Here is a 23284-nt window from a genome sequence, read left to right as displayed (position 1 = left end):
CGCAGGGCGGCGAAAGGGCCGAGGCAGGCGCGGGGAAGGCTCGCGGCGACGGGTCGGGAGAGCGCGCTCGGCGGGATGGGCGGAGGGGCCGCAAGAGGGCTCCGGTCCCGAGGCGGACCCTGAGTCGGTCGCCAGGGCCATCTGCCTGAGGCTGCTCACCATGGCGCCGAAGACGCGGGCGCAGCTCGCCGAGGCGTTGCGGAAGCGCGACGTGCCCAAGGACGCGGCCGACGCCGTGCTGGATCGGTTCACGGAGCTTGGGCTGATCAACGACGAGGCGTTCGCGGAGGCGTGGGTGGACTCGCGGCACCATGGTCGTGGTCTCGCACGGCGGGCGCTGGCGGCGGAGTTGCGGCACAGGGGTGTGGACGGCGACACGGTCAGCGAGGCCGTCGAACGGGTCGACGACGATCAGGAGGTCGAGACGGCGCGCAGGCTGGTGGAACGCAAGCTCGCGTCAACCCGCGGGCTGGATCCGCAGGCCCGAACCCGGCGGTTGGCGGGGATGCTGGCCAGGAAGGGATACGGGGCCGGGGTGGCCTACCGGGTGGTTCGCGAGGCGCTGGAGAACGAGGGTGTCGCTGTGGAGGAGGACTATCCCCCGGTGTGACGGCATCACTCCCCAGCGCCACACGACCGGAAGCCTGCGCGGCCGCGCAATTCACCGGCGGCAAACTCGGTTGAGCGGCTATCGCGGATCGGGCGCATCCCGGTCGGGCGGGCCGGGTGGTGGGAGGACCGCGTTGCCCTGGTGGCCGACCTGCGTGGCAGCCAGGGCGTGGACGCGTTCCAGGAATGCCTCGAACGCCCGGCCGTACCCGGCGGGTGAACAGGACGGTGACCGGCTCACGGCAGCAGTTCGGCGACCAGCGCGATGGCCTCGTGGAGCTCGCGCCGGTCCTGCAGGCGGCTGAAGTGCAGACCATCCGGGGTCACCAGCGCGGTGGCGCCCAGGTGCTCGCTGAACAGCCGCACGTGTTCGAGGGGGTCGGGTGAGCACCGGGTCGTCGACGGCGACCAGCACCCGGATCTGCGCGGCGGCGCGCCTGATGCGGGCCCAGTCGAATCCGCCCGCGAAGAAGCCGGCCAACGCGTCGTAGCCGACCTCATGCGCCGGTGTGGCGACCAGCAACGCCCCGGCGAAAATCGCTGAGTCGTGCTGCTCGAGCAGGCGCAGCACGTTGACCCCGCCGATGCTGTGACCGACCAGCACGGTGTCGGCGGGGTCGGCCACCTCGGCGGCCAGCGTCTTCAACCAGGCCTCGGGCTGCGGCGCCTCGGGGTCGGGCAGTTGGGGCACGCGAACCTCGTGCCCGCGGGCGGTCAGCTCGTGCACCATCTATCGGTGGTGGAGCTCGCGCGCCGAACTGGTGATGGAGGCCTACACCCAGCGGGTCGCCCACCGGATGCCCGAACCGGACACGGGCAGTGTCGACGGCGATCTGACCGCGTTTCTCGCCCAGCTGTATCGCGTGGTGGACCATCCGCCGCGGGTCCGGGCGCTGCGCGGCCTGATGGCCGAGGCGCAACTCGATCCGGCGTTCGCCGACCCTTTCCGTGACTGGGTCGACAGCCGCCGGCAGGTCGTCGTCCGGCTCCTGGAACGCGCCGCCCACCGGGGGGAGATCGTTCCCGATGCGGACCTCGGGTACGTCGCCGACCTCGTCTTCGGCCCCTTCTGGTACCGGCTGCTCGTCCAACATGCCCCACTCGACCCCGCCGACGCGCCCGGCCACGCCACCCGGCTGCTCGAGGGACTGCGCCCAAGATCTGGCCCGCCAGCAAGGGGTCAGATGTGAATCAGCTGGGTAAATGACGGCATGTCGGCCATTCCAGGCAAGATCGTGCGGTATGTGCTCGATTCGACGGTAGGACACGCTTGACAGCACGTCTTTGCTTGCCCGTTACCTCTTCGACGCATAACCTCGACGGCAGTGAGGAGTTACTCCGCGCAGTGCGGATTGCCATACCGGTGAACTACGGACGAGTGAGCTCGATTGACCATGAACGACAAGGTGTCGGCTGTCCACGTCGACTCCCGGTCCGCCTTGGCTTGATATTTGTCCTGGTGGAGACACCGATGGGGCGATCCGTGCCGTGCACGTGACCCCTCCTGAGGCGTTTGGAAATTTTGACGCGAGGAGGGCGGGGCGCACATGGAGACGCCTGTCGTGGTGCTGGCGGTCGCGGTACTGCTGCTGGCATGCGTGATGATCGTCGCGTTTGTCATACTGCTGCGCCGTACTGCCGCCTTGACAGCGCCCGCGGTCTCCAAACCGTCGCCTGACGAGCTGGCCGAGGTGCACGCGGAGTTGGAGGAAGCGCGCCGCGAAGCCGTACAGATCAGGGACAAAGCCCAGGCCGACGCCGTTGAGATCCTGCGCAGGTCGGAGGTGGCGGCCGAGACGGCCGCGCAGATGCGGCAGGAGGTCGAGGAGGAGAGCCACATCCTCAAGTCCGAGCTGAAGGAGCTGCGGGCCGACCTGGAACGCAGGGAGAACCGCCTGGGCGAGCGGGAGCAGCGGCTCGACGAGGAGGCGCGCAGGCAGGCCGAGCGCGGCAGGACGCTGGCCGAGACCGAGACGGAGCTGGCCGACCGGCGCGAGGAACTGCTGCAGGTCGAGAACGAGCGCAGGGCCATCCTGGAGCGGGTGGCGCGGCTGACGGCCGAGCAGGCCAAGAACGAGCTGGTCAGGGAGATCGAGAACCAGGCCAAGCGCGAGGCGGCGCTGATCATCAGGGAGATCGAGGGCACGGCGCGCAAGGAGGGCGAGAAGCGCGCCACCAAGATCGTGACGCTGGCGGTGCAGCGGATCGCCGCCGAGCAGACGGCCGAGTCCGTGGTCAGCGTGCTGCATCTGCCGGGCGACGACATGAAGGGCCGGATCATCGGTCGTGAGGGGCGCAACATCAGGGCGTTCGAGTCGACGACCGGGGTCAACCTGATCATCGATGACACGCCGGAGGCGGTGCTGCTGTCCTGCTTCGACCCGGTGCGCAGGGAGACGGCGCGGCTGACGCTGGAGAAGCTCGTGCTCGACGGGCGGATCCACCCGCAGCGTATCGAGGAGGCCCACGACCGCAGCCGCCAGGAGGTGCAGGAGCTGTGCGCGCGGGCGGGCGAGGACGCGCTGGTGGAGCTCGGCATCACCGAGATGCATCCGGAGCTGACGCTGCTGCTGGGCCAGTTGCGCTACCGCACAAGTTACGGGCAGAACGTGCTCAAGCACCTGATCGAGTCCGCGCACATCGCCGGGATCATGGCCGCCGAGCTCAGGATGAACCAGTCGCTGATGAAGCGGTGCGCGCTGCTGCACGACATCGGCAAGGCGCTGACGCACGAGGTCGAGGGCAGCCACGCGCTGATCGGCGCGGAGATCGCCCGCAGGTACGGCGAGCACGAGGACGTCGTCCACGCGATCGAGGCGCACCACAACGAGGTCGAGGTGCGCACGGTGGAGGCGGTGCTCACGCAGGCGGCCGACGCGATCAGCGGGTCGCGTCCGGGAGCGCGGCGCGAGTCGCTGGAGGCGTATGTGAAGCGGCTGGAGCGGCTGGAGGAGATCGCCACCTCGTTCGACGGCGTCGACAAGGTGTTCGCCATGCAGGCGGGCCGGGAGATCCGCGTCATGGTGAAGCCGGACGCGATCGACGACATCCAGGCGCAGGTGATCGCGCGCGACGTGGCCAAGCAGGTGGAGGAGGAGCTCACCTACCCGGGCCAGATCCGCATCACCGTGGTCCGCGAGTCGCGGGCGACCGAGTTCGCCCGCTAGCCTCCGGCGCGGCAAGCGCGGCTCCACGGGCCGTCACGTCGCAGGCATCGTGAAGATCTGCTGGTAGAACGACAGCTCGGCCGCCAGGGCCGCCGTTCGCGTCTCCGTGCGGCGAAAGCCGTGCGACTCTCCCTCGAACGAGAGGTACGTGCACGGCACTCCCCGCTCCGACAGCGCGTCCGCGAACGCCGACGACTGCGAGGGCGGCACCACCGGATCGTCCAGCCCCTGCAGCAGCAGCATCGGACACGACACCCCGCCCACCAGCGCCAGCGGCTCCCTGGCGGCGTAGAGCACGGGATCCTCCGGCCCGACCAGCCACTCGGTGTAGCGCGACTCGAAGTCGTGGGTGTGGGCGTTGAGCGGGGCGAGCGCGCTCACCCCGTAGTAGGAGACGCCGCCCGCGAACACGTTCGACGTGCAGCAGGCGGCCATCACCGTCCAGCCGCCCGCGCTGCCCCCGCGGACGGCGACGCGGGCGGGGTCGGCCAGGCCCTCGGTGACGAGCCATTCGGCGGTGGCGACGGTGTCCTCGACGTCGACGACGCCCCACTGCCCGCGCAGCCGGTCGCGGTAGGCCCTGCCGTACCCGGTGGAGCCGCCGTAGTTGACGTCGATCACGCCGATGCCGCGCGAGGTGAAGAACGCCTTCTCAAGGTCGAGCGCGGACCCGCTGTGCCCGGTCGGTCCGCCGTGGACGAACACCACGTAGGGGGCGGGACCCTCGGCGTGCAGCGGACGGTAGAGGAAGGCATGCACCCGCCGCCCGAACCGTCCGCTGAACTCGACGGGCTCGGGGGTGGGCAGGTAGGCGACGTCTGGCAGTTCGGCGATGTCGCGGCGCAGGCCCTCGACCCTGCCGGTCACCGTGTCGATCCTGGCCACCGAGCGGGGGATCGCCCCGCCGTACGCCACTCCTGCCAGGGTGGTGCCGTCGGCGGACAGGGCCGGGTCCCACCCCGCGTAGGGCACGTCGAGGTCGCGCAGCTCGCCGGTCTCCGGGTCGAGCAGACCGAGGCGCAGGTCGCCCTGCCCGTGGAGTACCGCGAGCCGCCCGTCGGCCATGACGAGGTACGGCCGGCCGCCCAGCTGCCACAGCGGCCCGGCGAACTCCTCCTCGGCGGGGTGGAGCGCCTGGGAGGAGGTGCCGTAGATGCCGATCTGGTAGAGGTTCCACCAGCCCGACCAGTCGGAGACCAGGTAAAGGTGCTGGTCGTCCTTCCACGCCGGCGCGAGGACGGACTCGCTGGAGCCGCCCTTGACGGTCCACGAGTTGCCGTCGGCCAGGCGGGTGATGCGCAGCTCGGTGCCGTTCCACGGCATGCGCGGGTGGTTCCAGCAGATGTAGGCCAGGTGCAGGCCGTCGGGGGAGAGCGTGGGGTAGGCGTAGAAGTCGCTGCCGGTCACCAGCTCCTCTGAGGCCCCGCCGTCAAGGGGGACGGAGACGATGGCGCGGGTGACCTTGCCGTCGTGGCGTTCGCGCACGCACCACAGCCGGTCGTCGCCGAGGTGCAGGTCGGCGTAGCGGGAGCCGTCGTCGGAGGTGAGCGGCTCGGGCTCGCCTTCGCCGCTCAGCAGGTAGAGCCGCTGGTCGGCGAGGTTGACGAAGACCACGCCGCGCGGGGTCACGAGGTACGGCTGTCCGCCGTACTCGTGGACCCTGCTGCGGGCGTTCCACGGAGCGGCCAGCAGCTCGGTGCGGGTGCCGTCGGCCGCCCGGTGGACGATGGTGGTGCGGCCGCCCTCGTCGGGCCGGTCCTCGGTCCACCAGATCTCCTCGCCGGAGACGGTGGGCCACGCCAGGCGCAGGCCAGAGCTCGCGACGTCGGTGGTGGAGATGGGAGAAGGCCAGAGAGGCATAGCGGCATCCTGCCGGAAAACCATGCCTCTCGTGGCCGTTACTCCATCCCGGCCGTGGCCTCCGAGCCAGGTCCGGGGGCGAGCCCGCCGCCGAGCATGCCCGGGGCGGGCGGGGCGACGGGCGGCGCCGCGGTCTTGCGGCTGCGCCTGCTGCGCCGCTCCAGCCAGGTGGCCAGCGCGCTCAGCGCCATGTTGAGACCGATGTAGATGATGCCGATGACGATCGCGGCGGGGATCAGCGAGCCGAAGAACACCGCGGGCAGGATCTTGAATCCGGTGTTGAGCAGGTCGACGTAGGCGATGATGTAGCCGAGCGCGGTGTCCTTGAGCAGGACGACGAGCTGGCTGACGATCGCCGGCATCATGGCCGTGACCGCCTGCGGCAGCAGGACCAGGCGCATCACCTGGTTCTTGCGCATGCCGATCGAGTAGGCCGCCTCCGACTGCCCCTTGGGCACGGCCAGCACGCCGGCCCTGACCACCTCGGCCAGCACCGAGCCGTTGTAGAGCATCAGGCCCAGGACGACCGAGATGAACGCGTAGTCACCGCCGCCGAAGAGCGTGGGCGCCAGGTAGAAGATGAAGAAGATCAGCAGCAGCAGCGGGATGGCGCGGAAGACCTCCACCACCAGGCCCGCGGGGACCCTGATCCACTTGTGGTCGGAGAGCCTGGCCAGGCCGAACACCGCGCCGAAGATCAACGCGAGCACGGCAGCCACGGCCGCCGCCTCCAGCGTGCCCCTCAGGCCGGGCAGGATGTAGACCGTCCACGTCTCGGCCCGCAGGAAGGGCTCCCAGATGCGGCCGTCCCACTGGTTCTTGGCGTCGAAGCCCGCGTAGATGCCGTAGAGCACACCCGCGACCAGGAGCACGCCGACGACGGTCAGGATGCCGTTGCGGACCCTGGCCCGCGGCCCCGGCGCGTCGAACAGAACAGAAGTGCTCATCGGGCCACCGCCATCCGACGAGCCAGCCAGCCCGTGAAGTAGCCGATGGGCAGGGTCACGGCCATGAAGGCCACGACGATGCCCAGGAAGATCGGGATCGAGGCGCCCGTGGTGTCGAAGGTCTCCTTCATCACCGCCGCCGAGTCGGCGAGGTATCCGCCGGCGGTGGCCACGGTGGTGTTCTTGATCATGGCGATGATCACGCTGCCCAGCGGCGCCACGACCGCGCGGAACGCCTGCGGGAGGATGATCAGCGTGAGCGACTGGAAGAACGTCAGCCCGATCGCCCTGGCCGCCTCGGCCTGCCCGAGCGGGACCGTGTTGATGCCCGCGCGCAGCGCTTCGCAGACGAACGCCGCCGTGTAGAACGACAGGCCCATCGCGACGATCCAGAAGGAGTTGGTCCGCGGCACGCTGGAGAAGACCAGCCCGAGCGTGTCGCTGAGGCCCAGTGCCGAGAAGGCCAGCACCAGCGTCAACGGCGTGTTCCGCACGACGTTGACGTAGATCGTGCCGGCGGCGCGCAGCACGGGAGTCGGCGACACGCGCATCGCCACCAGCACCGTGCCGATGATGAGCGAGCACACCACGCCCACAAGGGAGAGCTTGACGTTCTCCAGGAACCCCCGAGCCAGCTCAGGGGCGTATTGAATAAGTTCGTCCACAGTGCTCCACCGTTGATATGACAGCGGCGGCCGAGACCACCCGGCCGCCGCGTCCGGTCTGTCGCCGTACGGCTACGCGCAGCCCTCAGCCTTCGGGGCTTCCGCCGACAGCTTGAGGCCCTGGATGCCGCCGAACCACTTGTCCAGCAGCGTCTTCATGGTGCCGCTCGACCAGACCTTGGCCACGGCCGCGTTGACCGCCTCGCAGGTCTTGGTGTCGCCCTTCTTGAGGCCGATGCCGTACTTCTCGTCGGTGAACGGCTGGCCGAGCACCTTGAAGTTGCCGCCGGCGGCCTGGGCCTGCTTGGCGAAGCCGGCCAGGATCAGGTCGTCGGTGGTGACGGCGTCGAGGTTGCTGCCCTGCAGCTTCTGGACGCACTCGGAGTAGTTGGCGGCGTCGACGGTCGTGGCGTCGAGGTCGAGCTGGCCGTCCGGCGGCGGGTCGGTGATCCGCTTGTAGGAGTTGGAGCCCGCCGCCTTGCAGATGCGCTTGCCGGTCAGGTCCTGCGGCTTGGTGATCGCGGCGTCGTCGCCGCGGACCATCACGTCCTGGTGGGCCACCACGTACGGCCCGCCGAAGGTCACCTTCTGCTTACGGGCCTCGGTGATGGAGTAGGTGGCGAAGATGATGTCGACCGTGCCGTTCTCGAGGAACGGCTCGCGGTTGGACGAGGCCGACTCCTTCCACTCGACCTTGACATCCTTGCCGCCGTTCATCTCCTTGAGGACGGCCTTGGCGACGTCAACGTCGAAGCCCTCGGGTTCGGCGCCCTTCTTCAACCCCAGGCTCGGCTGGTCCCACTTGGTGCCGACCACGATGGTGGCGCCGTCGGCGACCTTGTCGGCCACGCTGGAGTAGGTCTTGTCGCCGCCACAGGCCGCCAGGCTCCCTACCAGGACGCCGGCGGCCGCGAGCGCGGCTCCCGCACGTTGGATACGCATGTGTGACACCTCTTCTAGTGCGTAAGAATCTTGGAAAGGAAATCCTTGGCCCGGTCGGTCTGGGCGTTGGTGAAGAACTCGTCGGGGGCGGCCTCCTCGACGATCTGGCCGTCGGCCATGAACACCACCCTGTTGGCCGCCCTGCGGGCGAAGCCCATCTCGTGCGTGACCACCACCATGGTCATGCCGTCGTGGGCGAGGCCGATCATGACGTCGAGCACCTCCTGAACCATCTCGGGGTCCAGAGCGGAGGTGGGCTCGTCGAACAGGATCATCTTGGGGTCCATCGCCAGCGCTCTGGCGATGGCCACACGCTGCTGTTGACCGCCGGACAGCTGGGCGGGGTACTTGTCCGCCTGCGCGGCGATGCCGACACGATCCAGCAGCTCCAGCGCCCGCGAGTCGGCCTTGTCCTTGGAGATGCCGCGCACCTTGATCGGCCCGAGCGTGACGTTCTCGCGAATCGTCTTGTGGGCGAACAGGTTGAACGACTGGAAGACCATGCCGACCTCGGAGCGCAGCCCTGCCAGTGCTTTGCCCTCGGCTGGGAGCGGAGTGCCGTCGAAGATGATCTGACCACCGTCGATGGTCTCCAGGCGGTTGATCGTCCTGCAGAGGGTGGACTTGCCACCGCCTGAAGGGCCGATCACGACCAGGACCTCACCGCGGGAAACGGTCAGATTGATGTCCTTCAGGACGTGCAACGCCCCGAAGTGCTTTTGGACGTTCTCCAGCTTGACCAGCGGAGTCGAGTTCTCCGTCATGCATGACAACGTAGAGGGGCTGGATGCACTGGTCACTAACCAGGTGGTACCGATCCGATCACGGCATCTTCATTTTCGGGCCCGGCGCGAGTGTTACGGCGGAACGCCTACGCTTGGAAGTGCCATGACTGTGACCCGGACTTACCAGGTGCGCACCTACGGGTGCCAGATGAACGTGCACGACTCCGAGCGGCTGTCCGGCCTGCTGGAGGACGCCGGTTACGTTCCCGCCCCCGAGGGCCAGGACGCCGACGTGGTCGTGTTCAACACGTGCGCCGTTCGCGAGAACGCTGACAACCGCCTTTACGGCAACCTCGGCCACCTACGGCCCGCCAAGGTGAAGAACCCCGGCATGCAGATCGCCGTCGGCGGCTGCCTGGCCCAGAAGGACCAGGGCGAGATCGTCCGCAAGGCGCCCTGGGTCGACGTGGTGTTCGGCACCCACAACATCGGCTCGCTGCCGGTGCTGCTGGAGCGGGCCCGCATCGCGGGTGAGGCGCAGGTCGAGCTCAAGGAGTCGCTCGAGGTCTTCCCCTCGACGCTGCCCACCAAGCGCGAGTCGCCGTACGCGGCCTGGGTGTCGGTCTCGGTCGGCTGCAACAACACCTGCACCTTCTGCATCGTGCCCGCGCTGCGCGGCAAGGAGAAGGACCGGCGGCCAGGCGACGTGCTGGCCGAGGTCAGGACGCTGGTGGAGCAGGGCGTGCTCGAAGTCACGCTGCTCGGCCAGAACGTCAACACCTACGGCGTCGAGTTCGGCGACCGGCTCGCCTTCGGCAAGCTGCTGCGCGCCTGCGGCGACATCGAGGGCCTGGAGCGGGTCCGCTTCACCTCCCCGCACCCCGCCGCCTTCACCGACGACGTCATCGCCGCCATGGCCGAGACGCCCAACGTGATGCACCAGCTCCACATGCCGCTGCAGTCGGGCTCCGACCGCGTGCTGAAGGCGATGCGCCGCTCCTACCGGGCCGACCGCTACCTCGGGATCATCGAGCGGGTCCGCGCGGCCATGCCCGACGCGGCCATCTCCACCGACATCATCGTCGGCTTCCCCGGCGAGAGCGAGGACGACTTCCAGGCGACCCTCGATGTCGTACGGCAGAGCCGCTTCGCCAACGCCTTCACCTTCCAGTACTCCATCCGCCCAGGAACCCCCGCGGCCACGATGCCCGACCAGGTGCCGAAGGAGGTCGTGCAGGAGCGGTACGAGCGCCTGATCGCCCTCCAGGAGGAGATCTCGTGGGAGGAGAACAAGAAGCAGGTGGGCCGCACGCTCGAGGTGCTGGTCGCCGAGGGTGAGGGCCGCAAGGACGAGGCCACCAGGCGGCTTTCCGGGCGGGCCCCCGACAACCGGCTCGTCCACTTCGCGGTGGGCGAGCAGACGCCGAGGCCTGGCGACATGGTCACGGTCGAGGTGACCTACGCCGCCCCGCACCACCTGGTCGCCGACCGCGCGCTCGGCCTGCGCCGCACCCGCGCGGGCGACGCGTGGGAGGCCCGCCAGGGCGCTCCCGCCAAGCCGAAGGGGGTCTCCCTCGGCATGCCGACCATCGGCAGGCCCGCGCCGCTTCCCGTCGAGCCGTCGGGCTGCGCCGTCACCTCCTGACCCATCCCGCACGCCGACCTCACACGCGGGCCCGCAGGCCGACCTCGCACGCGGGCCCGTGCGTGGCCTTGCACGCCGACCCCGCCAGCCTCTTGCTGCCGGGGTCGCCGTCATGCCCGCGGACTCCCGCGGGTTCCTGCAGGGGCCCCGGTGGCTCAGTGCGTCAGATCGTCGAGCACCTGGTAGCAGTAGTCGCGGCGCAGGCCGTCGAACGTGGCGCAGGGGTCGGGCCGGATGCTCGCGGGCCCATCAGCGGGCCTGGCTGTGGGCGGTGTGGCGGCAGGCAGGCGGGGCGCGCTCCTCGGGGTCTGCACGGCGACGCGTGCCTGGCCATCGTCGACTCCGCCGGCGCGGGGCCCATCGGTGTGCGGCCCGCCAATGAGAGGCGCATCGAGGCGTGGCCCGCGGTCGCCGACCACTGCGCCGGTTCGCTGCCCGGTGCCGATCCTGGTGCGGTACGGCGGTGGCGCGGGCACCTGCCGTACCCAGGAGATCGCGGGGGAGTGGGGCGGCACGAACGCCCGCGCTCCCACGGAAGTTGATATTTCGGGGATTGCGATAATAGGCGTTATCGGAGCGGGTCGCGCCACCTGGGAATGATCACTGGAATCCCCGGAAAACGCCAGGAAAACGCCCAGTCCAGCGGTGCCGAGGACGGCGGCCACCCCCGCCGCAGGAACCGCCCTCGCCCCCCAACCTGGGCGTATGGGTCCAAGAGAAGACAAGTCGTGATTCCTTCGTGATTGGTGCGCGGGCATTCCACTCCTGCGGTTAGTGTGGTCCATCACCCGCGGAGGCCATCGCGTTTCCCCCCGATACGACCGCAGGGAGTTTTCTCATGCACGGGCACGTCCCCTCCCCGACGGGCCAGCCTGACCAGGGTCTGGAGATCCTTTCCGGGCCCGGACACGATCCACGACCGAACAAGAGCAAGAAGACCCTCATCATCGCCGCCTCGGCCCTCGTCGCCCTGCTGGCGGCCGGTGGCGTCGGGTTCGCGGTGCTCGGCACGGACGCCGGTGGCACCGGCAGCGGCCCGTCGGTCTCGCAGCCCACTGATGGGGCCGAGCAGTCCGGTTCCGAGCAGTCCGGTTCCGAGGACGCCGAAGGCCCCGGCGAGGATCTCGGTGACTCGGGCGAAACGGCGGAGGGCGACGCCACGCTCCCCGAGGCGGGCGGCGAGTCCGCCGAGGGCGACGCCGTTCCCGCCGACTCGCCCTCCGACGAGTCCGACTCGGGTTCGGCCGGTCCCTCGAGCAACGGCGACGGCTCGAAGGGCACGCAGAACACCGGCTCGAAGGACAAGCCCCAGACCGGCAAGGGCCAGCAGCAGGAGCCCGCCGAGACCGGCCCGGCCGACGGCCCCGCGGGTTCGGTCCCCGGCCAGTGCGCCAAGGACGGCTGCTGACACCTCACCCTTGACTGGCCCCGGCCGAGTGCCACCGCGCCGGAGCGCAAGTCGTCGATGTCGCCGTCCTGCTCGGGCGGATGTGGCGACGGCTCGGGTTAGCCTGGGCAGGTGCTTGTCGCCGCCGCCGTGTGCCCGCATCCGCCCCTGCTCGTGCCCGCGCTCGCCGGGGCCGCCGCGCCCGAGCTCGACGGCCTGCGCGCCGCCTGCGCCGCCGCGGTCGAGGCGATGCTCGCCGTGGAACACGACCGGCTCGTCGTCGTGGGCGGCGGCGAGACCACGAGGGCGTACGGCGGGCGGCCCGCGGGCACGCTGCGTCCGTGGGGCGTCGACGTCAGGGTGGGCGACGGCGAGCCCGTCCTGCCGCTGTCGCTGACGATCGGCCGGTGGCTGCTGGGCGACGAGGCGGGCGCGAGGGCGCTCTTCCACGAGGTCGCCTCCGGCGCGGGCACGGACGAGTGCCTGCGGCTGGGAGAGCTGCTCGTCGCCGACGGGCGTACGGCGCTGCTGGTCATGGGCGACGGTTCGGCCTGCCTCACCGAGAAGTCGCCCGGCTACCTCGCCCCCGCGGCTCTGCCGTACAACGAGGGGATCGCGGGGGCGCTGGCGGAAGGTGACGCGGGCGCGCTGGCGGCGCTCGTCCCGGAGGAGGCGGCACGGCTCTGGGTGGGCGGCAGGGCCGCGTTCCAGGTGCTGGCGGGCGCGGCGGGCGGCACCCGGCCGCGGGCCGCGCTGCTGGAGAACGCCGCGCCCTACGGAGTCGGCTACTTCGTGGCCACCTGGACCTGACCAGGCCCCAACGACCTGAAGACGGTCAGCGCCGCCTGGGCACAGGGACCGTGGTGAAGTCGCGGGCCAGCACCACCTCGCCGTCGTAGCTGCGCCGTACCTCCTCCAGGAACGCGGGCTCCTCGGCGACGCCGTACCGCTCGGAGAAGTGGGTCAGCACCAGCCGCCTGACGCCCGAGCGGGCGGCGACGACTCCGCAGTCGAAGGCGGTCAGGTGCCCGTACTCCTTGGCCAGCGTCGCCTCCGACGACAGGAACGTCGACTCGATCACCAGCAGGTCCACGCCGTCGGCCAGCTCGAACACCGGGTCACAGAGCCTGGTGTCCATGACGAACGCCACGGCCTGCCCCTGACGCGGCACGCTGCACTGGTCGAGCGTGACGCCGCGCACCGAGCCGGTCCGCTGGAGCTCGCCGATCTCGGGGCCCTTGATGCCGAACGCCTTGAGCCGGTCGGGCAGCATGCGGCGGCCGTCAGGCTCCTGGAGGCGGTAGCCGTACGACTCGACGGGGTGTGACAGACGGCGGGCGGTCAGCGGCCCCACCACGGCGGCCTCGCCCGTGACGGGATGCTCGCTGATCCGGTCGGTGTCGGCGAAGGCGGCGGCGTTCCTGAGCCTGCGCCAGTAGAGCTCGCCCGAGCCGGGGAAGACCGCGCGTACCTGGTGCCTGACCTTGTCGCGGGCGATGCGCTGCACCACGCCTGGCACGCCGAGGCAGTGGTCGCCGTGGAAGTGGGTGACGCAGATCCAGTGGACGTCGTGCGCGCTGAGCCCCGCGTGCACCATCTGCCGCTGCGTGCCCTCGCCCGGGTCGAACAGCAGGCCCTGGCCGTCCCAGCGCAGAAGGTAGCCGTTGTGGTTACGGTGTCTGGTAGGGACGGCGCTGGACGTGCCCAGCACCACGAGTTCACGAGAGGACACGATGACCTCCCAGATGACCTTCCGGACGAGCCACGAGCCGGTCACCGTCGCGTACGCCGAGGTCGCGACGCCTGTCGGCAGGTTCACGCTGGCCGTCACGGAGGTGGGGCTGGTGGCCGCGGGCTGGGGTTCCAGGCCGCGCCTGAAGGACCTGGTCGAGGTTCATGACCCGGATCGTACGGCCGGAGCCGTAGCCGAGTTGACCGAATATTTCGCGGGACGGCGCCGCGTGTTCGAGACGCCCGTCGACTGGCGGTTCATTCCCGCGACGCCGCGCCAGGTGCTGCAGGCGCTGCACAGGGTGCCGTTCGGCACCGTCGTCACCTATGGCGAGCTGGCCCGCAAGGCGGAGTCGAGGGTTCCAGCGCGGGGCATCGGGTCGATCATGGGAGCCAATCCCATCCCGATCGTGGTGCCGTGCCACAGGGTGGTGGCGGGCAACGGGCTCGGCGGGTTCAGCGGGGGCGAGGGTGTCGAGACCAAGCGCTGGCTGCTCACCCACGAGGGCTATCTGCAACCGACGCTTCTCGACCTATAGCCACGCGCCCCGCACCTGAACTCGGGTCAACCCTGCTCGCCGTCGATCTTGTCGGCGACGTCCTTCGCCTTCTCCGCGCCCTTGTTGATCTGGTCGGTGTACTTACCTCCCGTGGCCTCGTCGACGTTCTTGGCGGCCTCGTCGATGCCGCTCATGGCCGCTTCCTCGGCCTTGTTCTTGAAGTCGCTGAGCACGTCGCCCGCCTGGGCGCTTCCCGCGGCCTCCTCGGCCGCAGGACCGCCCTGCTCAGGGACGCTCTTGGACTTCTCGCCGCCCAGCATCTCCTTGACCTTGTCGAAGATCGACATACTTTCCCCCGAATGGTGTGCCGATACTGCGGACCGTTCATACCCATCGGCTTGTCACACTTATCCGTGTGGGGAAACAGCCAGTGATCGCCGTCGTCGGACCGACCGCGGCCGGAAAGTCCGATCTCGCCGTGGATTTGGCACTCCGGCTGGGCGGGGAGTGCATCAACACCGACTCCATGCAGCTTTACCGAGGAATGGACATCGGTACGGCAAAGCTCGACGAAGCAGAGCGTCGTGGGGTGAAGCATCACCTTCTGGACATCTGGGACGTTACGGTCACGGCGAGCGTCGCCGAGTACCAGCGGCTGGTCCGGCCGCTGATGGACGACATCGACGTGCCCATCCTGGTGGGCGGCTCGGGCCTGTACGTCAGGGCGGCGCTGGACGACCTCGACTTCCCCGGCACGGACGCCGACATCCGGGCGAAGCTGGAGGCCGAGCTGGCCGAGCGCGGATCGGGCGCGCTGCACACGCGGCTGCGCGAGCAGGACCCCGCCGCGGCCGCCGCCATCCTGCCCAGCAACGGGCGCAGGATCGTGCGCGCCCTGGAGGTCATCGAGCTCACCGGGCGCCCCTTCTCGGCCAACATGCCCTCCTACGACGCCGTCTACGCCAGCGTCCAGATCGGCGTCGAGGTGCCGCGGCCGGTGCTCGACGAGCGCATCGAGCTGCGCGTGCGGCGCATGTGGGAGGCGGGGCTCGTCGACGAGGTGCGCGGGCTGCTCCCGCTGGGCCTGGCGCAGGGCCGTACGGCGAGCAGGGCGCTGGGCTACGCGCAGGTCCTGCGCTTCCTCGACGGGGAATGGAGCGAGGAGCGGGCCTTCGAGGAGACGGTCAGAGCCACGCGCAGGTTCGCCAGGCGCCAGGAGTCGTGGTTCCGCCGCGACCCCAGGGTGGTCTGGCTGCCCTTCGACGCGCCGGACCTGCTCCAGCGGGCCCTGGATAGGGTTGGGGCATGAGATTCCTCAAGGGGCACGGCACCGACAACGACTTCGTCATCCTCCCCGATCCCGACGGGGAGCTCGACCTGCCTCCCGCCAGGGTGGCCGCGGTGTGCGACCGCAGGGCGGGCATCGGCGCGGACGGCGTGCTCCATGTGGTCAGGACCAAGCTCAGCCCCGAGGTCGCCGACCAGGCCGACCGGGCCGAGTGGTTCATGGACTACCGCAACGCCGACGGCAGCCTCGCCGAGATGTGCGGCAACGGCGTGCGCGTCTTCGCCCGCTACCTGGTCGAGGCGGGCCTGGCCGAGCCCGGCGAGTTCGCCGTCGCGACCAGAGGAGGGCCCAAGCTCGTACGGCTGGCCGCCGACGGCGACGTGAGCGTCGACATGGGCAAGCCGGTCGTGCTCGGGTCGAGCACCGCCATCGTGAACGGCCAGGAGTACACCGGGCTGCACGTCGACATGGGCAACCCGCACCTGGCGTGCGTCATCGGCGACCCCGTCGCCCACCTCGACCTCACCCACCAGCCGGCCTTCGACCCCGCGGTCTTCCCCAACGGGGTCAACATCGAACTGCTCAACGCGGTGGGCACGCACCGGGCGCTGATGCGGGTCTACGAGCGGGGCTCGGGCGAGACGCGCTCGTGCGGCACGGGCGCGGTCGCCACGGCGGTCGCGGCGGCGCACCTGGCGGGGGAGAGCACGGGCACGTGGACCGTGGAGGTGCCGGGCGGGATCCTGACCGTCACGCTCGACGAGCGGACCAGCCATCTGGCGGGGCCCGCGATGATCATCGCCTCGGGAGAGCTGACGATCTGAGGCCACAGGGAGGCCACAGCCCCTTGCAGAATGATGTTCTGCTGGGCGATGCTGGCCGCATGGTCGACTCCAGGAGCACCGCGGCGGCGGTCAAGGGCACGATCGGCAGGCTCGGCGGCGGATTCATGATCTCCCGCGAGGCCAAGCAGCTGTGCGAACGAACCGGGCTGGGCCCGCGCGAGCTCTACTTCAGAGGCAGGTGCGGCGTCCTCGGAGAGGTCGACGCCGACGTCGTCACCTCGGCGGCCGTCTTCTTCCCTCCCGGCCACGTGCGCGAGAGCTGGGAGGGCGGCCGCAAGCTTGCCGTGGAGGAGGCCGTCGAGCTCTACACCGCCGCCTGCCACGCCTGGGGGCGACGCAAGCTCGGCGCGGTCGAAGGCTGCGTCCGCATCGCCGACCTGCTGGAAAAGGTCGCAGGCGGCGCCTCCGTGCTCGGCGCCCCGCTGTTCGCCGGCTGGCGGGCCGTACCGCTGCCTGACGATCGGGTGGCCAGGGCCACCCAGCTCATGCACGTGGTCAGGGAGTTGCGCGGCGGCGTGCACGCGATCGCGATCCTGTCGAAGGGCCTCGACGCGCTGACCGCGGCGCTCGCCACCGACCACGAGGGCACGCCGATAGGCCTGTCCTCCGGCCGGGACATGGCGCGCTTCTTCACCTGGCCCGAGCCGTATCCCGCCATCTCCGAGGAGACGGCCGCCCGCAGGCGGGAGGCCGAAGACCTGACGGACGAGCTGATGGCGCCCGCCTTCGCCGTCCTGACCGACGCGGAACGCGACGAGCTCGTCACCTTGATGCGTTTGGGGCATGTCCATTGACCTGGCAGACTGACTGCCCATGGACGTGGACATCTGGGCCTGGGTCGGCGAAACCCAGCAGCAGCTTTCCGAGGCGGGTAACGCGCCGTTCGCCATGGCGCTTGGCGACCTGCCGGCTCAGGCCTACGAGGGTCGATACCCGCAGCTCGACGTGATGGCACCGGCCATCGCGCAGCAGGCGGAGAGCGTCGGCCTGCCATGGCTCGAGTTCTACGCCCGCTACTGGCACCTGATCGGCCGGGTGGGCGACAGGGCGCAGGGCGCGGTCGCGATCGGCGACGCGGAGGAGCTGCTGGCGTTCGCCCAGCGCGAAGACGTGCGCGACTGCCCGTCGGCCCCCGCGGCCGTGGAGGCGCTCGCGATCGCCCAGGCCAACGCCGACGGCCCCGGCTACGCCGCCGAGCGCCTGGCCCTCCTCGGCCCGGCCGTCGAGGCGCTCGAGCCGACCGACCCCGCCTACGCGGGCCTGGTCACGCAGTACGTCTCGGCGCTGACCGACGCGGGCCGGGCCGACGAGGCCGTCTCCTACGCCGAGGCCGCCATCCAGCGCCTCGGCGCGGTCGGCCGCGAGGCCAGCTGGGAGCTCGGGGCGGAGAGCTCGCGCGCCCTGCTGGCCGCGGGCCGCGCCGAGGACGCGCTCGCCGCCATCCAGGCCGCCGCCGACTTCAAGCCCGACAACCCGGTCGCCAAGCCCCACCGCGAGGGCGTGCGCCGCGCGCTCATCCTCGCCACGCTGCAGCGTACGGCCGAGGCCGTCGACGCGCTGCCCGACCTCGACATCGTCGGCGACCACCCGCGCGACTTCGTGGAGTGGGCGCGGGCCGTCGAGAAGCTGGCGAGCTCCGCGCAGATCACCAACACCTGGCAGCTCGGCCGCGTCCTTCGCCAGTGGATCGACTACTTCGGCATGATGGGCGGCTACCGCGCCCGCCTCGAGCTCGCCCTGGTCGCCGGTGACCTCGCCGTCGCCAGGAAGGGCGTCTGGCAGGCCGAGCTGCTGGCCGACCTGGCCGAGCAGGCCGCGGCCGAGCTGCGCACCACCGACGGCGTGGCCGAGCGGATCGCCGCCCTGCGCGCCGCCGCCGCGGCCACCGCCGCGCCCGAGGCGTCCAGCCCGCTGGAGGAGCGCGTCGCCTACTTCGACGCCGCCGACGGCATCAACGCCAACCCCGAGGAGTGGGTCGGCTGGCTGGCCCCGCTGTCGGGCACGGACATCGAGGCCACCCGCCGCCACACCACCACGCTGGGCTTCCTCGGCTACCCCGCCACGGGCGCCGACATCTACTGGAAGATGCTCGTCGACGGCGGCAGGATCGCCACCGCCGGCTCCCAGGACGTCGACTTCCTGACCAACCTGCTCGTCGAGGCCCGCCAGGACGAGCGGCTCGAGCAGCTGGCCGAGCTGCTGCCCGCCAAGGCCAAGCACCTCGCGCTGGCCAGGCTCCACCTCGCCCGCGAGCGGTGGGAGCAGGCCGCCGCCGAGTCCGAGCAGGCGCTGGCGGCAGGCGCGGGCATCGAGGCCAGGCGCGCGTTCGCCAGCGCCAGCCAGCAGCTCGACCAGGACGCCAAGGGCGCCCAGGTGCTGCGCGAGGCCCTCGACGGCGACGACATCACCGACGAGGACGTCTGGCGCATGATCGTGCTGGCGACCTCGGCCGAAGACTGGGAGACCGTCCGCGTCGGCGCCAAGAAGATCGGCATGCCGGTCAAGTCGACCGAGGGGCCGGTCGAGGAGGAGCTGGGCCTGGTCAGGATCATCCTGCCGGCGCCCGACGGCGGCCAGCGCCAGGTGCTGTCCATCCGCACCGGCCCCGCCACCGCCAGGCTCGCGCTGCCGCAGCCGCGCGGCATGGAGTACAACGCGGGCGACCTGGTCGTCTTCGACCCGCAGCTGCTCGAGCCCGTTCCCGACGACCCGCAGGAGCAGCAGAACTTCGTGCCGCCGTTCGCGGCGGTCCGCATGCTCAGGCCGGGCGGCTACACCAGCTTCTTCTTCGACGGCGCCGCGCCGAGCGAGGAGGACTGGGCCGAGTTCACCGAGGTCATGGCCGAGCGCGGCTGGCCGATGTGGGTCTACAGCGACGAGAACTACAAGGTCACCCACCCGACCAGCAACGAGCAGCTGCCGGGCGTGTTCGGCTGGCTCGCCGTGCCGCCGAACGTGTCGGCCGTCGAGGTCGACGCCCTGCTCGACGACGCCACCGAGCGGTGGGTCCACCCGCTGGCCTGGCTCGACCTGGCCAGGGAGGTCGACGTCGAGGTGGAGCGCCACGAGCGGATCGTGAAGGAGTACGGACTCTAGATGCTCGACAGGTTCAGCCTTCGGGGGAAGGTCGCCATCGTCACCGGAGCCTCTTCGGGGCTCGGCGTGGCTTTCGCCCGGGGGCTGGCCGAGGCCGGCGCCGACATCGTGATCGGCGCCCGTCGCAAGGACCGGCTGGAGGAGACGCGCCGGCTGGTCGAGGAGACCGGCAGGCGGTGCGTGGCCGTACCGACCGACGTGACCGTCGTCGCCGACTGCGACGCGCTCGTCGAGGCCGCCGTGTCGGCCTTCGGCGCCGTCGACGTGCTGGTCAACAACGCGGGCGTCGGTACGGCGGTGCCCGCCACACGGGAGACGCCGGAGGAGTTCCGCCAGGTCGTCGACATCAACCTGCACGGCACCTACTGGATGGCGCAGGCGTGCGGCCGGGTCATGCGGCCCGGCTCGTCGATCATCAACGTCGGCAGCATCCTCGGCGAGACGACCGCGGGGCTGCCGCAGGCGGCCTACAGCGCGTCCAAGGCGGCGGTCGTCGGGCTGACCCGGGATCTGGCCCAGCAGTGGTCGGGGCGCAAGGGCATCAGGGTCAACTGCCTGGAGCCGGGCTTCTTCCGCTCGGAGATGACCGAGGCCTACAAGCCCGACTACATCGAGACGATGCTGCAGATCCGGGTGCCGATGAAGCGCGTGGGCGAGGCCGCCGAGCTGGTCGCCGCGGCCGTCTTCCTGGCCAGCGACGCCTCCTCCTACGTCACCGGCGTGACGCTGCCGGTCGACGGCGGCTTCCTCCTCACCTGAGGCCCCGCCCTCCCGCGTCCGGCGACGACCAGGGCAGGCGGGCGTCACCCCTTCACCCCTCCCCTTCGTCACGCGCGGCGGCGACGAGGGCAGGCGGCCGTCAATCCCGTGGGTTGTCCTTCAGGCGTGGCCGGATGGATAGTCGAGCCTTTGACCGTTTACATCCTAGAATTTTACGAATGAAGAGGATGTTGGGCGCTCTGGCCTCGATGGCGGTACTGACGGGGTGCGGGGGGTTACAGGCGGCCGACATCGACACCGAGCCGCAGAAGGCGCCGGCGGCCGACGTCGGCCAGGCGCGCAAGGACCTGGACAAGCTCGCGGTCAAGGGACGCGCGCCGAAGACCGGCTTCGAGCGGGAGAAGTTCGGGCCCGCGTGGTCGGACGTCGACCGTAACGGGTGCGACACTCGCAACGACATCCTCAAGCGGGACCTGCGCGAGGAGACCTTCAGGCCGGGCACGCACGACTGCATCGTGCTGACGGGTGTCCTCGACGACCCGTACTCGGGCAAGACGATCCACTTCAGGCGCGGCCAGGACACCAGCTCGGACGTGCAGATCGACCACCTGATCCCGCTGTCGGACGCCTGGCAGAAGGGCGCCCAGCAGTGGACGAAGGACAAGCGCAAGGAGTTCGCCAACGACCCGCTGAACCTGCTGGCGGTCGACGGGCCGCTCAACGGGCAGAAGAGCGACGCCGACGCGGCGACATGGCTGCCGCCGCGCAAGGCGTACAGGTGCGCCTACATCGTCCGCCAGGTCAAGGTCAAGACGAAGTACGCGCTGTGGGTCACCGCGGCGGAGAAGGCCGCGATGAAGGACATCCTGTCCTCCTGCTGAGTCAGTCGTCGTCTCCGTCCCGATCCCGGTCGTCGTCGTCCCTGTCGTCCCGGTCCTTGTCGTCGTCGAGGTCCTTGTCGACCTTCACGATCTTGCCGTTCTTGACGGCCACGTGGACCTCGTACTCCCAGCGGCCCTTGCGCAGCTCGACCTCCCAGGTGCGCTGGCCGTGCTCCCAGTCGCGGTCGACGTCCACGACGGTCGCGCCGGGAACGCGCTCCTTGGCGAGGTCGACGGCCTGGGCCTCGGTGACGGGGGCGGCGGTGAGCAGCAGCGCCGCGGTGATGAGTGTTGTCGTCGTCATGACCACAGGTTCGCCCGCGCCGCGATAGCGCCGCGCTAGGAGATCGTTAACGGCGGGCTAAGGGTGAGCGTGACCGTCGCGCCGGGCCCCGGAGACAGCTCCAGCGCGCCGCCCGCCGACTCGGCGGTCCTGCGGGCGATGTCGAGGCCGAGCCCGGTCGAGCCGGTGCCGCTGCGCCCCCGCTCCAGCGCCGCGGGAGGGAAGCCAGGCCCCTCGTCGGCGACGACGAGCCGCACCCCGGGCGTCAGCCGTACGGCGAGCGCGACGCCCTCGGGGGTGTGCGCGAAGACGTTGCCCAGCAGCGCGTCGACGCACGCGCCCAGCTCGGCCGCACCCACCCGCACGGGCAGCGGGCCTGGCGCCAGGTCGAGGTCCATGCGCCGGTCCTGGTCCTCGGCCAGCACCGACCAGAACGCGGCCCGCTCGGCCACCACGGCGGCGGCGTCGCAGGACTGCTGCCCGCCCGTGCGCCGCCTGGCCTCGGTGATGACCGCGCTGACCGCCCGCTGCAGCTCGTCGATCCTGGCGGAGATCCTGGCCGCCTCGCCGGGATCACGCAGCGACTCCGCGTCCAGCCGCAGCCCGGTGAGCGGGGTGCGCAGGCGGTGGGACAGGTCGGCGACCGACTCGCGCTCGGCGGCCAGCAGGTCGTCGATGCGGCCCGCCAGGTGGTTGAGCGCCAGCGCGACCGAGCGGACCTCGGGCGGCCCGTCCAGCGCCGCCCTGGCCGTCAGGTCGCCACCGGCCAGCCGGTGAGAGACCTGCGCCATCGCGCCGATCGGCCTGGTGATCGCCAGCGCCAGGCGGTCGGCGAGCGCGATGCCGAGCGCGACCAGCGCCAGGCCGAGCAGCGCCAGGCCGAGCCACGCCTCGCGCACGCCCCTGGTGAGCTCGGCGTCGCTGACGAACACGCGCACCACGACCGTCCCCTCGGGGGTGAGGGCGGAGACCAGGACGGCCCTGCCGCCCGGGGCCTCGGCGGTGACGCTGCGGCCCGTGGCGGCCAGCCGTACCGCGTCGTCACGGGGGGCGGGCGCGCCCAGCACGCCGCCGCCGGGCAGGAAGACGGTGACGGGGAACGCGCCGCCGCGCGCCTGCTCGACGGTCAGGGCCAGGTCGGGGGAGCCGGCCGCGACGGCGACGGACTCGGCGGTGCCGGTGGCCCTGCCCATCGCGCCGTTCTCGGCGACCGAGCCGATCAGCAGCGCCAACGGCACCAGCAGCGCCACCAGCACCAGCGAGGTGATCGCGGCGGCCAGGAGGGCGAGCCAGCGCCTCACGAAGGGCTCACGAGCTTCACGCCCACACCGCGGACCGTGTGCAGGTAGCGGGGGCTGGCGGCGGTCTCGCCCAGCTTGCGGCGCAGCCACGACAGGTGGACGTCGACCGTCTTGTCCGCCCCGCCGTACGGCACCTGCCACACCTCGGTCAGCAGCTCGCGCTTGGTCACCACCTCGCCGGGCCTGGCGGCGAGGTAGTGCAGCACGTCGAACTCGCGCGGCGTCAGGTCGAGCGCGACACCGGCGAGCGTGGCCGTCCTGGCCCGCGGGTCGAGCAGCAGCTCGCCGACCTCCAGCTCCAGCTTCTCGCGGACGTCGCCGCTACGCCTGAGCACCGCTCTGATGCGGGCGTCGAGCTGGGCCGAGCTGTACGGCTTGACCACGTAGTCGTCGGCTCCGGCGTCGAGTACGGGCACCATCTCGGCGTCGCCGTCGCGGGCGGTGGCCACGATCACCGGCACTTTGCTGACGGCGCGCAGCATGCGCAGCAGGTCGACGCCGTCGAGGTCGGGCAGGCCGAGGTCGAGGACGACCAGGTCGGGCCGGTCCTGTACGGCCAGGCGCAGCCCGTCGAGCGCGTTGGGGGAGGAGGAGACGGCGTGGCCAAGCTCCCGCAGGCCACGGCTGAGGGCCGTGCGGATGGTCGCGTCGTCCTCGATGAGCAGGATGTCGGCCATATGAGAAAACCGTAG

Annotated in this window: 25 protein-coding genes; 13 read left to right on the top strand and 12 right to left on the bottom strand. The window is 70.9% G+C overall.

Annotated elements, in window-relative coordinates; all coding sequences use genetic code 11:
* The first annotated feature begins 139 nt into the window (after positions 1-139).
* Positions 140-610: a regulatory protein RecX gene (locus ACFXJ8_RS09770; protein ID WP_379643553.1), complete on the top strand. Its 471-nt coding sequence runs from the start codon at positions 140-142 to the stop codon at positions 608-610.
* Between the two features lie 78 nt (positions 611-688).
* Here the strand turns inward: ACFXJ8_RS09770 and ACFXJ8_RS09765 are convergent, their stop codons facing one another.
* The gene (locus ACFXJ8_RS09765; protein WP_379643425.1) at positions 689-1339 is read right to left on the bottom strand and encodes an alpha/beta hydrolase; all 651 of its coding nucleotides are present in this window, start codon (positions 1337-1339) and stop codon (positions 689-691) included.
* A 34-nt stretch (positions 1340-1373) separates the two neighbouring features.
* Here ACFXJ8_RS09765 and ACFXJ8_RS09760 point away from each other — a divergent pair, with 34 nt between their 5' ends.
* Positions 1374-1799 (top strand): TetR-like C-terminal domain-containing protein, encoded by a 426-nt coding sequence (locus tag ACFXJ8_RS09760; protein ID WP_379643424.1) that lies wholly within the window; start codon positions 1374-1376, stop codon positions 1797-1799.
* A gap of 357 nt (positions 1800-2156) precedes the next feature.
* Entirely contained in the window at positions 2157-3776 is a 1620-nt protein-coding gene (gene rny / locus ACFXJ8_RS09755; RefSeq protein WP_379643423.1) for a ribonuclease Y, read from the top strand.
* A 33-nt stretch (positions 3777-3809) separates the two neighbouring features.
* On the opposite strand, the gene ACFXJ8_RS09750 is transcribed toward rny, so the two are convergent.
* The 5 genes from ACFXJ8_RS09750 to ACFXJ8_RS09730 form a co-directional block, all read right to left on the bottom strand.
* Positions 3810-5636: a S9 family peptidase gene (locus tag ACFXJ8_RS09750; protein WP_379643422.1), complete on the bottom strand. Its 1827-nt coding sequence runs from the start codon at positions 5634-5636 to the stop codon at positions 3810-3812.
* Between the two features lie 38 nt (positions 5637-5674).
* Positions 5675-6583: an amino acid ABC transporter permease gene (locus ACFXJ8_RS09745; RefSeq protein ID WP_379643421.1), complete on the bottom strand. Its 909-nt coding sequence runs from the start codon at positions 6581-6583 to the stop codon at positions 5675-5677.
* Positions 6580-7248, bottom strand: a complete 669-nt coding sequence (locus ACFXJ8_RS09740) for an amino acid ABC transporter permease (protein ID WP_379643420.1) — start codon at positions 7246-7248, stop codon at positions 6580-6582. The genes ACFXJ8_RS09745 and ACFXJ8_RS09740 overlap by 4 nt, the downstream gene beginning before the upstream one ends.
* Before the next feature lie 72 nt (positions 7249-7320).
* Positions 7321-8190: a glutamate ABC transporter substrate-binding protein gene (locus tag ACFXJ8_RS09735; protein ID WP_379643419.1), complete on the bottom strand. Its 870-nt coding sequence runs from the start codon at positions 8188-8190 to the stop codon at positions 7321-7323.
* A gap of 14 nt (positions 8191-8204) precedes the next feature.
* Complete coding sequence (locus ACFXJ8_RS09730; RefSeq protein ID WP_379643418.1) at positions 8205-8954, bottom strand: amino acid ABC transporter ATP-binding protein; 750 nt, start codon at positions 8952-8954, stop codon at positions 8205-8207.
* 124 nt (positions 8955-9078) lie between these two features.
* Between ACFXJ8_RS09730 and miaB the strand changes: the two genes are divergently transcribed.
* Complete coding sequence (miaB, locus tag ACFXJ8_RS09725) at positions 9079-10560, top strand: tRNA (N6-isopentenyl adenosine(37)-C2)-methylthiotransferase MiaB (RefSeq protein WP_379643417.1); 1482 nt, start codon at positions 9079-9081, stop codon at positions 10558-10560.
* Positions 10561-10715: 155 nt separating this feature from the next.
* Here miaB and ACFXJ8_RS09720 read toward each other — a convergent pair whose 3' ends face one another.
* The gene (locus ACFXJ8_RS09720; RefSeq protein ID WP_379643416.1) at positions 10716-11093 is read right to left on the bottom strand and encodes a hypothetical protein; all 378 of its coding nucleotides are present in this window, start codon (positions 11091-11093) and stop codon (positions 10716-10718) included.
* Between the two features lie 305 nt (positions 11094-11398).
* Here ACFXJ8_RS09720 and ACFXJ8_RS09715 point away from each other — a divergent pair, with 305 nt between their 5' ends.
* Positions 11399-11968 carry a hypothetical protein gene (locus ACFXJ8_RS09715; protein ID WP_379643415.1) on the top strand — a complete coding sequence of 190 codons (570 nt, stop codon included), beginning with the start codon at positions 11399-11401 and terminating at the stop codon, positions 11966-11968.
* 111 nt (positions 11969-12079) lie between these two features.
* Positions 12080-12757 (top strand): hypothetical protein, encoded by a 678-nt coding sequence (locus ACFXJ8_RS09710; protein WP_379643414.1) that lies wholly within the window; start codon positions 12080-12082, stop codon positions 12755-12757.
* Positions 12758-12782: 25 nt separating this feature from the next.
* On the opposite strand, the gene ACFXJ8_RS09705 is transcribed toward ACFXJ8_RS09710, so the two are convergent.
* Entirely contained in the window at positions 12783-13679 is an 897-nt protein-coding gene (locus ACFXJ8_RS09705; RefSeq protein WP_379643413.1) for a ribonuclease Z, read from the bottom strand.
* A gap of 13 nt (positions 13680-13692) precedes the next feature.
* On the opposite strand from ACFXJ8_RS09705, the gene ACFXJ8_RS09700 reads away from it, so the two are divergent.
* Complete coding sequence (locus ACFXJ8_RS09700) at positions 13693-14217, top strand: methylated-DNA--[protein]-cysteine S-methyltransferase (protein ID WP_379643412.1); 525 nt, start codon at positions 13693-13695, stop codon at positions 14215-14217.
* A gap of 26 nt (positions 14218-14243) precedes the next feature.
* Here the strand turns inward: ACFXJ8_RS09700 and ACFXJ8_RS09695 are convergent, their stop codons facing one another.
* The gene (locus tag ACFXJ8_RS09695) at positions 14244-14525 is read right to left on the bottom strand and encodes an antitoxin (RefSeq protein ID WP_379643411.1); all 282 of its coding nucleotides are present in this window, start codon (positions 14523-14525) and stop codon (positions 14244-14246) included.
* Positions 14526-14608: 83 nt separating this feature from the next.
* Between ACFXJ8_RS09695 and miaA the strand changes: the two genes are divergently transcribed.
* The 6 genes from miaA to ACFXJ8_RS09665 all read left to right on the top strand — a co-directional run bounded on the left by miaA (position 14609) and on the right by ACFXJ8_RS09665 (position 21008).
* Positions 14609-15487, top strand: a complete 879-nt coding sequence (gene miaA / locus ACFXJ8_RS09690; protein WP_379643552.1) for a tRNA (adenosine(37)-N6)-dimethylallyltransferase MiaA — start codon at positions 14609-14611, stop codon at positions 15485-15487.
* Positions 15484-16290 carry a diaminopimelate epimerase gene (gene dapF, locus ACFXJ8_RS09685; protein ID WP_379643410.1) on the top strand — a complete coding sequence of 269 codons (807 nt, stop codon included), beginning with the start codon at positions 15484-15486 and terminating at the stop codon, positions 16288-16290. The genes miaA and dapF overlap by 4 nt, the downstream gene beginning before the upstream one ends.
* A gap of 23 nt (positions 16291-16313) precedes the next feature.
* Entirely contained in the window at positions 16314-17105 is a 792-nt protein-coding gene (locus ACFXJ8_RS09680) for a hypothetical protein (RefSeq protein WP_379643409.1), read from the top strand.
* 19 nt (positions 17106-17124) lie between these two features.
* A complete protein-coding gene (locus tag ACFXJ8_RS09675) occupies positions 17125-19407 on the top strand; it encodes a tetratricopeptide repeat protein (RefSeq protein WP_379643408.1) in 2283 nt (760 codons plus the stop codon).
* Positions 19408-20166 carry an SDR family NAD(P)-dependent oxidoreductase gene (locus ACFXJ8_RS09670; RefSeq protein WP_379643407.1) on the top strand — a complete coding sequence of 253 codons (759 nt, stop codon included), beginning with the start codon at positions 19408-19410 and terminating at the stop codon, positions 20164-20166.
* A 179-nt stretch (positions 20167-20345) separates the two neighbouring features.
* The gene (locus ACFXJ8_RS09665) at positions 20346-21008 is read left to right on the top strand and encodes an HNH endonuclease family protein (protein ID WP_379643406.1); all 663 of its coding nucleotides are present in this window, start codon (positions 20346-20348) and stop codon (positions 21006-21008) included.
* 1 nt (position 21009) lies between these two features.
* Here the strand turns inward: ACFXJ8_RS09665 and ACFXJ8_RS09660 are convergent, their stop codons facing one another.
* The 3 genes from ACFXJ8_RS09660 to ACFXJ8_RS09650 are packed head-to-tail and all read right to left on the bottom strand — an operon-like array spanning position 21010 to position 23269.
* Complete coding sequence (locus ACFXJ8_RS09660) at positions 21010-21312, bottom strand: PepSY domain-containing protein (RefSeq protein ID WP_379643405.1); 303 nt, start codon at positions 21310-21312, stop codon at positions 21010-21012.
* A gap of 35 nt (positions 21313-21347) precedes the next feature.
* Positions 21348-22592: a sensor histidine kinase gene (locus ACFXJ8_RS09655; protein ID WP_379643404.1), complete on the bottom strand. Its 1245-nt coding sequence runs from the start codon at positions 22590-22592 to the stop codon at positions 21348-21350.
* Positions 22589-23269 carry a response regulator transcription factor gene (locus ACFXJ8_RS09650; protein ID WP_379643403.1) on the bottom strand — a complete coding sequence of 227 codons (681 nt, stop codon included), beginning with the start codon at positions 23267-23269 and terminating at the stop codon, positions 22589-22591. The genes ACFXJ8_RS09655 and ACFXJ8_RS09650 overlap by 4 nt, the downstream gene beginning before the upstream one ends.
* Positions 23270-23284 lie beyond the last annotated feature (15 nt).

It is taken from the genome of Nonomuraea sp. NPDC059194 (genome assembly GCF_042754765.1).
In the GTDB taxonomy this organism is placed as follows: domain Bacteria; phylum Actinomycetota; class Actinomycetes; order Streptosporangiales; family Streptosporangiaceae; genus Nonomuraea.
Note: the sequence above shows the minus strand (reverse complement) of the source record. Positions and strands in the feature narration are given on the sequence as shown.